Source organism: Paenibacillus apis (assembly GCF_018333295.1).
Lineage (GTDB): Bacteria > Bacillota > Bacilli > Paenibacillales > Paenibacillaceae > Fontibacillus > Fontibacillus antibioticophila.
Window position 1 is genome coordinate 193855 of sequence record NZ_BORS01000002.1, and the last position, 12628, is coordinate 206482.

General features: G+C 49.4%; 9 protein-coding genes. 2 read left to right on the forward strand and 7 right to left on the reverse strand.

The genetic code is table 11. The features are described from left to right. Positions 1–41: 41 nt before the first annotated feature. The 6 genes from KI362_RS03535 to KI362_RS03560 all read right to left on the reverse strand — a co-directional run bounded on the left by KI362_RS03535 (position 42) and on the right by KI362_RS03560 (position 7871). A complete protein-coding gene (locus KI362_RS03535) occupies positions 42–1853 on the reverse strand; it encodes a cache domain-containing sensor histidine kinase (protein WP_301624910.1) in 1812 nt (603 codons plus the stop codon). Further along, the gene (locus tag KI362_RS03540) at positions 1850–3415 is read right to left on the reverse strand and encodes a response regulator transcription factor (protein ID WP_301624912.1); all 1566 of its coding nucleotides are present in this window, start codon (positions 3413–3415) and stop codon (positions 1850–1852) included. The genes KI362_RS03535 and KI362_RS03540 overlap by 4 nt, the downstream gene beginning before the upstream one ends. A 593-nt stretch (positions 3416–4008) precedes the next feature. Next, positions 4009–5364 (reverse strand): PFL family protein, encoded by a 1356-nt coding sequence (locus tag KI362_RS03545; RefSeq protein ID WP_301625237.1) that lies wholly within the window; start codon positions 5362–5364, stop codon positions 4009–4011. Positions 5365–5408: 44 nt separating this feature from the next. Next, positions 5409–5678: an ACT domain-containing protein gene (locus KI362_RS03550; protein WP_044477964.1), complete on the reverse strand. Its 270-nt coding sequence runs from the start codon at positions 5676–5678 to the stop codon at positions 5409–5411. 184 nt (positions 5679–5862) lie between these two features. Next, the gene (locus KI362_RS03555) at positions 5863–6864 is read right to left on the reverse strand and encodes a FecCD family ABC transporter permease (RefSeq protein ID WP_301624915.1); all 1002 of its coding nucleotides are present in this window, start codon (positions 6862–6864) and stop codon (positions 5863–5865) included. Continuing rightward, positions 6861–7871 (reverse strand): FecCD family ABC transporter permease, encoded by a 1011-nt coding sequence (locus tag KI362_RS03560; protein WP_301624917.1) that lies wholly within the window; start codon positions 7869–7871, stop codon positions 6861–6863. The genes KI362_RS03555 and KI362_RS03560 overlap by 4 nt, the downstream gene beginning before the upstream one ends. A gap of 160 nt (positions 7872–8031) precedes the next feature. Between KI362_RS03560 and KI362_RS03565 the strand changes: the two genes are divergently transcribed. Together KI362_RS03565 and KI362_RS03570 are read left to right on the forward strand one after the other, a co-directional pair. Further along, positions 8032–9669 carry an AraC family transcriptional regulator gene (locus tag KI362_RS03565; protein WP_301624919.1) on the forward strand — a complete coding sequence of 546 codons (1638 nt, stop codon included), beginning with the start codon at positions 8032–8034 and terminating at the stop codon, positions 9667–9669. Positions 9670–9756: 87 nt separating this feature from the next. Continuing rightward, a complete protein-coding gene (locus tag KI362_RS03570) occupies positions 9757–10764 on the forward strand; it encodes an ABC transporter substrate-binding protein (RefSeq protein ID WP_301624920.1) in 1008 nt (335 codons plus the stop codon). Between the two features lie 88 nt (positions 10765–10852). On the opposite strand, the gene KI362_RS03575 is transcribed toward KI362_RS03570, so the two are convergent. Continuing rightward, entirely contained in the window at positions 10853–12619 is a 1767-nt protein-coding gene (locus KI362_RS03575) for a glycoside hydrolase family 2 protein (RefSeq protein ID WP_301624921.1), read from the reverse strand. Between the last annotated feature and the right edge of the window lie 9 nt (positions 12620–12628).

Below are 12628 nucleotides of genomic sequence, written 5' to 3' on the forward strand. Positions count from 1 at the left end.
GCACACTTCACACTTTTGCCCTTTCTGTGTATTTTTCTAGTTCAACTTATATAGTTTCGTCCCCCCGGTTCCTCTGTTCCATCCAGCTTCGACAGGAGCGGCATGATGATTCTAACCTTCGTTCCTTCTCCTTTTGTACTGGAAATATGCACGCCATACGTCTCCCCGTATAGCAACTTGATCCGATGATTCACATTTTGAATACCGATGCCTGTAAAGAGCTGGCGATGGCTTTTCGAGTTCGGCAGCACATTCGTCTCCCCATTTAACTCCATCCCATCTCCATTATCGACCACTTCGCATATTAGGGTATTCTCACTCCTGGAAATAAGAATATAGATCGTTCCCTCATTTTTTTCATTAAAGGCATGGAAGAAGGCATTCTCGATAAATGGCTGGATAATCAGCTTAGGCACTTCATACTCCAGGCAATCCGGCGAGACAAAATAATTGACCTTGATCCGGTCGCCATAGCGCACATGGTTAATGAACACATAATTCCGCATGTTCTCCATTTCTTGCTCGATCGGGATCGTCTCACTGACATTGCTGATCGTATTTTGCAGCAGCGAAATCAGGGCGTTAATCGTATCCGCCGCGGTTTCCTTGCTTCCCTTCTGAACCAGCATCTTAATCGATGCCAGCGTATTGTACAGAAAATGCGGATTGATTTGGCGCTGCAATGCTGCCAGCTCGGCGTTTCGCTGCTCCTTCTGGGTGTCCAGTAGCTGGCGGATATAATCGTTAAGCTCATCCAGCATATAGTTAAATGCTTTGCCCAGCTCCTGAACCTCAAACCCGCCTTTCACCGTGATGTAGTTGCCGAAGTCTCTTTTGGTAATGGTAGACATTTGCCGGACAAGCCGTGTCAAAGAACTCGTCAACCTTCTCGACATGATAAAGACAACCAGCAGCGCAAACAAAATAATGAGAATACAGGCCAGCGCCACGGATTGAACATTAATGATCTGTCCCGCCGTATACTGCCGGTCGATCAAATTCACCAAGTAAAGATCGTAGGACGGCAGATAGTTGGATAAAATAATGCGTTCCTTGCCGAACACGGCTCCGCTCTGATAATCGAGTTGGTCGCTGACGATCCTTTGCGCATCCTCCAGCAGCTCGGGCTCAGCACTGCCGATCAGCTCAAGGCGGTTGCTGGATACGATCTTGCCGGTGCTGTCCAATACGACCACATCATTGCCTACACTCGTAAAATTTGCAAAGAAGCGTCTGAACTCCTGCTCCCGAATGGAAACGTAAAGCATCCCGTAAGGAAGACCGCTTGTCCGATCCACCATCGCCTTTGAAGCAATAAGAAAATGCTCCGCCTCATCCCCGTTCATTCGCTGATCATATTGATACAATATCCGGTTCGCATTGGCAACCGCTCTGGCAGTTAACGGATCCTTCGCCAGCTCACTGTTCATTACAGGCCAATAGGCTCGATCCGTGGAATAGCTTCGGCCATTAACCCCCGTGATCATGACCGATACATCAAAGGCTCCCAGGTTCGAGCTCATCTGATTGACCTGCTCGGACATCCGATAGTACAGCTTGGACATCGAGACCGAATCCGACTCTTCGCTGGTTAAATAGGATTTCACCGTGCCGCTTTGGGTCGCAAATGTCGATGCGTTCACAATCGAATCATGAAAGGAGCTTAGACTGGTCTGAATTTGCTGCAATACTTTGCCGTTGGTAATACTGAATGTCTCCGCAAACAGACGCTCCGACATCCGAATCGTAATTAACGAAGTGAGCAGGCAGACCGCAATAATACTGACCGTCATAATCAGGAACAGCTTGGTGAAAAGGCGCTGTCCTCCCGGTTTCCTGAATCGATTCTTCATAGCTCGGCCCTCTTGCCGTATTGGTCCCGGCGATATTGGCTCGGAGATGCCCCGGTCTGTTTTTTGAACACTTTCGTAAAATAACTGTGATCCCCGTAGCCGACCTGGGCGCTGATCTCCGAAATCGTCAACGTGCTGGCAGACAACAGCTCCGCCGCCTTGCGGATTCGGATTTTGTTCAGATATTCGCTGAACCCTTCTGCATTGTGGGTTGAGAAATAGCTGGATAGATACGACGGATTGAAGTGAAAATGCTTGCTAAGCGTGCCAAGGCTCAGCGGTTCACTGTAATGCTCATCAATATATTCCAGCAGCCTTCTCATATTCGCTTCTCCAGGCAGCGGCGTATGCGCTTCAGCCAGCTGCTCCGCCATCTCCAGAAATCCGTTCATCCAGGTAACGGCCTCGCTCACACTCTTCGCTTCATCAATAGCTTTGAAATAATCATATTTCACCTGATCCAGTTCCTTCATGCGCTCATTGCCCTCTGTCATTACCACGGTCATATTAAAGATGGCGTTGCCCAGGAACGCCTTGAATTCAAAAGGGGGAACCTGATAATTGCAGGCCGCCTTGCCGACATATTCTCTCAAACGGTGAAACACCTCATGATATTGCTCCTTCCGCAAATCCGCCAGGAACTGCTTCATATCAAATTCAGGCACTTCCAGCACAGCCGGCAGCTCGCTTGCCCGCAAGTAACTATGGTCCGGGAAATAGAACCGATAGGAAAGCAGTCTGAGCCATTCCTCCCGATAAACCGATTCCAGCTTCATCAGATCATCGAACGCCGGGCTTACAGCCCATACCAGCTTCGGCATGCCGCTTGATTTTTCCGCAGCAAAGCCTTTTACAAGCTGAAACACTTGCCCCTCATTCTCCTGAGATACATTGATAAGCATCAGCAGTTGTTTGCTCTCTGCGGCGATCACTCTGGGTACGGCCGGAACGGAGCCTTCCTCCAGACAAGTCTTTAAGCCGGTGGCAAGCCCGGCCATGTAGCTATGCGGATCACCAGAGACCCCGTTAAGATCTGCGCCTGCAAGCACGAACGAACGATGCGGAAAAAACTTGAGAAGCTGCGCCTGATCCTCCGGCTCGTAGCCGGCCAACAGCCGCTCCAGCAGCTGATCCAGCGACAGCTCGCCGCTCCGGGATTGGGCCACGTAATTCAATCCGGGGATTTTCCGCGCCGTATTTTGCAGTACCTGCAGCAGTTCGGAGGTTTCCAGTCTCGGCTTTAAAATATAGTCGGCAACACCGCTCTGGAAGGTCGATCGGACGTAATGAAATTCGCCATAGCTGCTAAGCACAATAACCTCGATCCGGGGGTAATGCGTCTTCAAAATCCGGACAAACTCTTCTCCGTCCATAACCGGCATGACGATATCCGTAATAATAATGTCCGGAGACAGCTGCTCAATCAGCTCCAGCGCTTCCTTGCCATTGGAAGCCTCGCCAACAATCTGAAAGCCATGCTGCTCCCAGTTCAAGTGATGCTTGATCCCTTGCCGGACCAATAGCTCATCATCGACAATCAATATTTTGCAGAGTCCGCTCATCCCGATTCCTCCATAGTCTCTAAATCTTTAAATTCCTAGACTCCTAAACCTTATATCCACACCTGGTCTTGACAGCGTTTTCATATATCTGAAAATACAGTCGTTTCATGCTGGAGTATATGCACCGAAAAGGATGGCCATTTTATACGATTTTTCGTACAATGAGCGCTTCTTAAAGATAAATAAGAGTGTTTTATATGAAAAACCGTACATTTCTTTAATTTTCGAGCAGCTTACCTTACTAATTGTATGGTTTTTCGTATAATATGCATCCATTGGAATGGGTTTGAGAATAATTTATACGAAAAAACGTACAAATCTCCTCGCACTTCTTGCTGCTCATACTTCCTACTCGTACTTCCTACTCGTACTTCTTAAAGGGGGTGGGACAAAGGGAGTGCTTCCGATTCTTCCACCACGTTAAATGCTGCCTTTAAGTTCTTTAGTTTATATATGCTAACATAAGTTGGATTTATGGCAAACGTAATATCATGGAAAAAACGCGAGCAATTTCTTTCTATAAAAAGGCAGTTAGGGTGTCCCAAAAGTAAACTGGGAACCTCCTAACTGCCCTGTGAGTTTCCTTGCACGGTTTAATTCTTGAAGCTATGGATCGGCGCTGGAATCCGGCCGCCGCGGTCAATGAAGCTGGCGCAGCTAAAGCCGTTAACCGGCATGACCGGCGCGTAACCAAGCAAACCGCCAAATTCGGCGATTTCGCCAACCCCCTTGCCAATGACCGGAATGATGCGGACGGCCGTCGTCTTGTTATTGATCATCCCGATCGCCGCTTCATCGGCAATAATTCCCGAGAGGGTTGACTCACTTGTGTCGCCCGGGATCGCAATCATATCCAGCCCCACGGAGCAGACACAGGTCATTGCCTCTAACTTCTCCAGCGTCAGCGCACCCTTCTGTACAGCCTCAATCATCCCATGATCCTCACTGACCGGGATAAAGGCGCCGCTAAGTCCGCCTACATTGGAAGAGGCCATGACTCCGCCCTTCTTCACATTGTCGTTCAGTATAGCCAGAGCCGCTGTTGTACCGGGAGCCCCTGCTTCCTCCAGACCCATGACCTGAAATATTTCCGCAATCGAGTCGCCGATTTCCGGTGTGGGGGCCAATGACAGATCAACGATGCCAAAGGGGACACCCAAACGCTTCGAGGTTTCCTGCGCCACCAATTGACCCACCCGGGTTACTTTGAACGCGGTCCGCTTAATCGTCTCGCAGAGGCTTTCGAAGTCCTTGTGCTTAACCTCCTCCAAGGCACGCTTCACAACACCCGGCCCGCTGACGCCGACATTAATGACGCATTCCGGCTCGCCTACGCCATGGAAGGCTCCTGCCATGAAGGGATTGTCCTCTACTGCATTACAGAAAATAACCAGCTTGGAGCAGCCCGCAGAGTCACGGTCAGAGGTCAGCTCAGCCGTTCTCTTGACGATGCTGCCCATCAGCTTCACCGCATCCATATTAATCCCGCTGCGGGAGGTGCCAATATTAACTGAAGAGCAGACTCTCTCCGTTACAGCCAGTGCTTCAGGAATGCTATGAATCAGCTTAAGATCACTCTCTGTGAAGCCCTTATGCACCAGAGCCGAGAAGCCTCCCAGGAAGTTCACACCAATCTCCTTGGCTGCCTTGTCCAGCGTCTCGGCTACAGGAACAAATGAGTCCGTCTTTAGCCCGCCAGCTGCAATGGAGATCGGAGTTACCGATACCCGCTTATTAACGATTGGAATACCGAACTGGCGCTCCAGATCCTCCCCCGTCTTGACCAGGTTTTCGCCCAGCCGGGTAATCTTATCGTAAACATTTCGGTTAAATACTGCCAGATCGGAATGCGCGCAATCCATCAGGCTAATGCCCATCGTAATGGTCCGCACATCGAGATTCATTTCCCGAATCATTTTATTCGTTTCCTGCACTTCTCCAAGCGTAATCATCGAATTCCTCCTGTGCCTGATTCTGAATTAGTCGTAATCTCCTAGATCCGATGCATCGTATTAAAAATATCCTCATGCTGCAGCTTGATCTCTACGCCAAGCTCTACGCCGATTTGATGAAGCTCCTCCACTACCTCTTCAAAGCTCTTGGCAGGAGCCGAAATATCGACGATCATCATCATATTGAAATACCCTTGTACAATCGTCTGTGTAATATCCAGAATGTTGACGTTCTGTCCGGCGAGATAGGTACAGACCCTCGCAATGATACCTACCTTGTCCTTGCCGAGCACAGTAATGATTCCTTTCATAGAACCTTAGCCTCCTCTGCTTTCCTTTGTCTTTCTTTTTTCTAACAAAGCCTTCATTAGATTGTTCCTATTATGGCAGATGTCCAAAACAGCTTCAATGCAAAAAAACACGGGAACAGCTCGCAACAGGGCGGCTTTTCCCGTTTTCTCAGGCAGGTATAGACCCCATGGGCCGTTTGATCTCCTATATCTTTGCTCTTAACAGCAGGAAAATGAAGTATGGAGCGCCAATGACAGCAATAACTACTCCTACCGGGATTTCGTTTCCGTTCATAAGCGATCTTCCCAATATGTCAGCAATGGTGACCAATAGAGCTCCAAACAGAGCGGAAATCGGCAGCAGACGCTGATGCCTTGCACCGACACATATTCTGGCAATATGAGGAGCGATGAGACCAACAAACCCGATACTTCCGCTCACCGACACGGCCGCAGCAGCCAGCCCTACGGCAACAGCAAGCATTTTGAGCTGCTCAAGCGTAATTCGTGCACCCAGACCGGAGGCGGTATCCTCGCTTAGCATGAGTATATTCAGGACATTGGATCTGCTGTATACATAAGGCAGCAACACGACAAGCCAGGGCAGCAATGCGAGCACAAACATCCAACTGGTTCCCCAAATACTCCCTGCCAGCCAGGTAGCAATGAACTGATACTGCTGCGGATTGAACTGAATCGTTAATATTGTAATAGCCGCACTAATCCCTGCCGCAACTCCGATCCCCGACAGCACCAGACGAATCGGGGACAAGCCTTCTTGCTTCTTATAGGCCAATATAAAGATTAGCAATGCTGCCGTGGATGCCCCAATCAGTGCGAGCAACGGCAACAGAAAGATGGATGAGCTTGCACTAATGCCAAAGAAGAACACATAGAGCATCACCATCAGACCTGCCCCGGCATTGATGCCCAAGAGACCGGGGTCAGCCAGTGAATTTCGAGACACGCCTTGCATAATCGCGCCCGAAACGGCCAGAGCCGCCCCAATCATGACTGCGATCATAGTTCTGGGAAGCCTGAAATCAATAAACACCATGCGAAGGCGCTGATCACCCTTGCCGATCAGAATTTGCCAGATATCACTGTACGACAGCTCAACAGTGCCGATCCTTACACTCAACAACATTGCAACGACTAATGCAATGCTTAAACCAAATAGCCAGCCGATAAATTTTTTATTTCTCATCGCTCCATCCTTCCCCCTTTGCGCACAAGATATAAGAAGAAAGGCACGCCTAAGGCTGCTGTTACTGCAGACAGAGGAATTTCAAACGGAGGATTCATTGTCCGGGCAAACAGATCTGCTAAAATGACCAACAAAGCACCTAATACCGCTGAGCAGGGGATGACCAGACGATAGTCCTGTCCCACCAGCTTCCTGACCAAGTGCGGAACAATCAGACCTACGAACCCGACACCTCCTACCAGGGCAACCGAAATCCCGGCCAGCACCAGTACAACAACGGCGATGACCAGCTTTAGCTGTCCTATCTTAAGGCCAAGGCTCCGCGCATTGTCCTCGCCTATGCTCAGAATTGTAACCGAGCGGGACAATACGAGCGCACATACAAGCCCTGCCACGAACCATGGCGTAACATACACAATCTGACTCCAGGTCACACGCGATACACCGGATGCATACCAGAAGGCAATATTCTGCCCAATGCCAAAATACAAGGAAAGCCCCTCGTTCAGACCATTAAACAAGGCCGTAACCGCTGCTCCCGCCAGCACCAGTCTTAAGGATGAGGAGTTGTTCTTCCCGGCGAATCCAATGCCGTAGATCAGAGCTGCCCCGACTGCCGCACCGAAAATGGACAGCAGCAAAATGAAGTTATAGGATACATTGGTCAGATAGGCGAAGCTGAGCGCCAATACAAGACCTGCTCCTGCATTGATGCCAAGCAAGCTTGAATCAGCAAGCGGATTTCTTGTCATCCCTTGCATCATCGCCCCTGTAACTGCAAAGGATGTGCCAACAATACCTGCCGCGAATACTCTGGGCAAGCGAATCGTCTGAATCACGAGGTGCTCCCGATTGGCAGGGTCAAAGTGAAATATAGCATCCCATATCACCTGCAGCTTAATATCCGCATAGCCGAGAATTACGGACAGCACAATACTAACCAGTATCGCTATCAATCCTGCCATGCCTATGATTGTGGCAATCGCCACGCGCCTCCGTTGCAGCATTAGAATTGCTCCATTCTATATAAAATCATTGCTATTCATGTTATACTTGCAGTTAGTCGATGTTGATAATGATTCTCAATTGAGAAAACCATAACAAAACGAGTATAGGCCATAACCGCTAGTTGCGCAAGATGGCGAATATGTATTGGGAGCGTGCGAATTGGATCTGCTATTTTCCTTCCACAGTATCAAAAGACTGACCATTTTAGCTGCTGAACAGCCTGTTCGCGAATGGAGCCGGCATTACTGCCTGCTATACATTCTTCAGGGCGGAGGGAAGCTTCGAGTGAATCAAAATACGATTCTACTGCAGCAGGGGACTGTGGTCCTATGTAATCGCAATCGGTATTTCGACTTGCATGGAGCTGAAGCCAATGATCTTGTATTGTACAGGCTAACCTTTGATATATTGAAAAAGAACGCTGGCACACCTGAGCAGGAAATAGTCTACGAGCCTTTGCAGGAGCCTTGGAGGGCCGATGGAGAAATCTTCGTCCAATCCTACCTCCAAGTCTTTGAGCTTGTCAAGCGTCTGTATGTGCTGGAGGAGGAGCAAGCCCACGCTTACACCAAGCAGGCATTGCTATACGAATTGATTCTGCTGCTGGAGCAGGAACGTACGCTTCCTATGAATCCACAAGAACAGCATACCTATTCCATTCAGCAAGTGATCGACTATATTGACCGGCACTACAAACAGCAGATCACCCGGGAGGACTTGGCGCAGCTGGCCGGATTCCATCCTCATGTTTTCTCCAGGATTTTCAAGGAAGAGACAGGAGACAGCTTCTCGAACTATTTATCAAAACTTCGCATCAGAAAAGCGAAAGCCCTTATGCTTACCACCAACAGAAAACTGAACGACATTGCTAGTGCTGTCGGATACACCAACGGACTTTACCTTAGCAGGAAATTCAAACAGATTACCGGCTATTCTCCCAGCTCATTTGCAGCAATGGAGAAGCGAATCGTTATTTATGATTGGGTGGGTAATTTGCTTGCGCTTGGCATTACGCCTGTGGGAGCGGCCTCCTTTTTCGGCTTGCACGCCAATCCCTTTTTGCGGAACCTATTGGCGGATGTGATCGATGTTGGGCGACAGGATGTAGAAAAGGTGATTGCACTGAATCCGGATCTGATCATTGCACCGATCTGGATCGGCGCAACCTTCATCCAGCGGTTGGAAAATATAGCTCCCACCATTGTCGTGCCTTATGGCGACCCCTTCGATCGGTTTCACCAGCTCGCTCAAATTGTAAACAAGACCGAAGCGGCCGCCCGGTTCATGATGAACTATCAACAGAAGGCCGAGGCTCTGCGGCAAAGACTGCTTCAGTTTATTCAGCCCGATGAGACGGTCGGACTTTATGAGCTATCCCCGAATCACAGCATTTGGGTGCTCAACGACTTTCACGGAAGAGGCGGCTATAATATATTTCGCGGGCTTGGCTTGAAGCCCCCGGCCTCGATTACACAGCGTGTGATCGGCAAAGGAATGCCATTAGAAATTCAGCTCGATCATCTTCCTCTCTTCGCGGCCGATCACATGATTATTAGCTACACCTTTAAAGACCGGGGCATGCCCTATATCAAGGATCTCCTGGAGCACCCTGTATGGGCAGAATTAGAGGCCTCCAAGCATCCGAAAATTTATTATATCGATCGCAATCTTTATCATGCTAACGATGTCTACTCGCTATATTGCCAGCTTGATCTGATGGAAGAGTTGCTGCAGCACCCTGTGAACCAAAAAACTCATAATCATTTTGTGCATAAAAACGAAGACAAATGGGTATAGACATCTGATCTGTCCACGATAGAATTAGACATTGTAGATGATATTGATTATCATTATCTGTATAGAACATAAAGGGAGGCTCATGCTTTGAAAATTCACTTCAAATCCTTACTGCTTATCGTATCCATTCTAACGGTGCTGGCAGGCTGCTCAAGCAATAACGGCAATTCTCCTGCGGAGGGGTCAAATACCAATACATCCCCTGCTGCCAACGAAGAGCAGGCAAGCAATAATACACAACCTGATGCTGAACCAAGCGGTCCGCGCGAGTTGACGGATCCATTAGGACATACGGTTACGATCCCTGCCAATCCGGAGCGTATTTTGGCTTCATACCTGGAGGACTATCTGGCTGCACTGGATATAACTCCTGTTGCGCAATGGTCTGTAGGGGATTCTCCAATGGACTATCTGGAATCCTACTTTAAGGATGTCCCTGTTATCGCCCATGACTTGCCTTTCGAGTCCGTTACCAGCTTCTCGCCGGACCTCATTATTATTGGGGATGAGTCACTGATCGCTGACAACAAATATGATTCCTACAATAAAATTGCCCCAACCTATGCTTTGGGCAGTGAGATTAATGCCGATTGGCGCAAAGCCTTTGCCGAGATTGGAAAGATTGTTGGCAAGGAAGCCGAAGTGCAAGCCTCGCTAGAAGCTTATGATGCTAAGGCTGCCGAGGCCAAGGCTAAGATTGAAGCCGCCGGCTCCCCGTCAGCCGCAGCGATTTGGCTGGTTGGCGGTACCTTCTGGATTGTCGTGGACGATCAATCCAGCGGTGCGGTCATGTATCAAGACCTCGGCTTGAAGGTCCCTTCAATTGTTACTGAAATTTCTGAGGGAGAAGGCAACATCTGGAGATCGCTATCGCTTGAAGCTATGGCAGAACTGGACACCGATCACATTTTCCTGATTAACAGTGATGCTGCAACAGGCTCCGAAGCCCTGAAGGACCCGATCTGGACAAGTCTCCCGGCCGTTGTTAACGGCAACGTCCATGAGTTCGATGCTGACTTGTCAAGCTGGCTGTACACCGGTCCGATTGCGAATGACATGATTGTGGATGCCGTTGTAGACAGTATTTTGAAATAGGACATAGAATATAAAGAACCTCTCCTTGGTGAATTGGATCTGCCATCCAACCACTCAGCAAGGAGAGGTTTCTTTTGTCGCTTTGAAGTTACTTCAAGTTAATCGCCCTAATCTGCTCCAACGGGAATTTCGGCTTGCGATCCTCTGTGAGCAAACCGTTGATCTCCTGCTGGACATCGGTAAGCTGGGTGTAGCAGAAGCCGCAAATATAGTCCACACTCTTAATCGCCTGCACCAGGCCGTCAAAGCGTGTCAGGAACTCTTCATCCGTCTTGACTTGGCGCCCGTAGCCCCAGCCCTTATCCGACTGGAAGGCGATCCCGCCGAACTCGGTAATCATGATCGGCTGACCTTTATACTCGTAGCCGTCAGCGAGCGCATACTTCCATTTATTGCAGGTGGTCTCATTGTTGACGATCGCGTCCTTGTTGCCTGCATAACGCTCCAGGAATTTCTCGCCGGTCTCCACATAGTCATGCAAGGTGATAATATCCGAGACCGTGTGCTCCCAACCGTCATTCGTAATGACCGGACGGTAAGGGTCATACGACTTGGTCAGATGGTAGATGCTCTCCGTGAATTTCTGCTGTCTCTGGTCATGCAGGATATAAGGAATTCCCCAGGATTCATTGAACGGCACCCAGGTAATGATGCTCGGATGGTTATATTGCTGATGAACGATTTCCAGCCATTCCTTGGTGAAGTTCTCCACCGCATCATCATGAAATTCAAACGTCGCCGCCATTTCCGACCATACGAGGAGGCCCTTAACGTCACACCAGTACAGGAAGCGGGCGTCCTCAATCTTCATGTGCTTGCGCACGCCGTTATAGCCCATCTCCAGCATAAAGTCGATGTCGGCAATAAGCGCTTCCTCGCTCGGTGGGGTCAAATGGCTTTCTGTCCAGTAGCCCTGGTCCAGCATCAGCCTTTGATAGATTGGCACATTGTTGAGGAGTACCTTGCCCTTTTCGATCGATACCTTTCTCATGCCGAAATAGGATAGCACGCGATCCACAACGACATCATCCTGATACAGCACAAATTCTACATCATAGAGATTCGGCTGCTGCGGCGACCAGAAGCGTCTCTTCCAAGGTCCGTTCACTTCGTGCACCAAGTCCACTTCCACGCTCAGGCGCGGCCGGTCAATCACGAGGCTCACCGTCTTTACATGACGGTCCTTCATCGTCACGATGGCTTCCAGTCTTAAGGTTCCCTTTGCCGTCTCCAGGCCGTGTACCCGATAATCGAAGGCTACTCTGGCATGATCGAGATCCGGGGTAATCTTCACGGTGTCAAGCCGCTGTTCCTCCACATATTCCAGCCAGACGGTCTGCCAAATGCCGGTGGTCTGCACATAGAAGCATTCGAAATTGTCCTTCGTCCACCGCTGCTTGCCCCGCGGCTGAGTGCAGTCGTTGCTGTCCTCCGCTTTCAGCGTGATGATATTATCCGCGCCGAAGGTCAGGTAAGGCGTAATATCAAAGGAAAATGCGGCATAAGCCCCCTGATGGCTGCCAGCCAACACGCCGTTCACCCATACCTTGGCGATATAATCCACAGCCTGAAAATGCAGGATTACCCGTTGTCCTTCCGCTTCCTGAGGAATCGAGATGTTCTTGCTGTACCACACCCGTGAATGGAATTCCTCGATGCCGATGCCGCTGGCCTGTGTTTCATACGTGAATGGAACAGTAATCTTATGCGTTCCTGCCAGCTGTTCCTGCCATTTTTCAATTTCCCCGACGTTATCGTCGTCAAAGCGGAAGTCCCATTCGCCGTTCAGATTCATCCATTTTTCGCGCACGAATTGGGGTCTTGGATAATCTTTGATATAACCCTTGGTTGTCATCTTGCTCCT

Excerpts from the sequence above, each read along its gene's own strand:
- KI362_RS03535 (WP_301624910.1), bottom strand. The coding sequence starts at position 1,853 with ATGAAGAATCGATTCAGGAAACCGGGAGGACAGCGCCTTTTCACCAAG.
- KI362_RS03540 (WP_301624912.1), bottom strand. The coding sequence starts at position 3,415 with ATGAGCGGACTCTGCAAAATATTGATTGTCGATGATGAGCTATTGGTC.
- KI362_RS03550 (WP_044477964.1), bottom strand. The coding sequence starts at position 5,678 with ATGAAAGGAATCATTACTGTGCTCGGCAAGGACAAGGTAGGTATCATT.
- KI362_RS03555 (WP_301624915.1), bottom strand. The coding sequence starts at position 6,864 with ATGAGAAATAAAAAATTTATCGGCTGGCTATTTGGTTTAAGCATTGCA.
- KI362_RS03560 (WP_301624917.1), bottom strand. The coding sequence starts at position 7,871 with ATGCTGCAACGGAGGCGCGTGGCGATTGCCACAATCATAGGCATGGCA.
- KI362_RS03575 (WP_301624921.1), bottom strand. The coding sequence starts at position 12,619 with ATGACAACCAAGGGTTATATCAAAGATTATCCAAGACCCCAATTCGTG.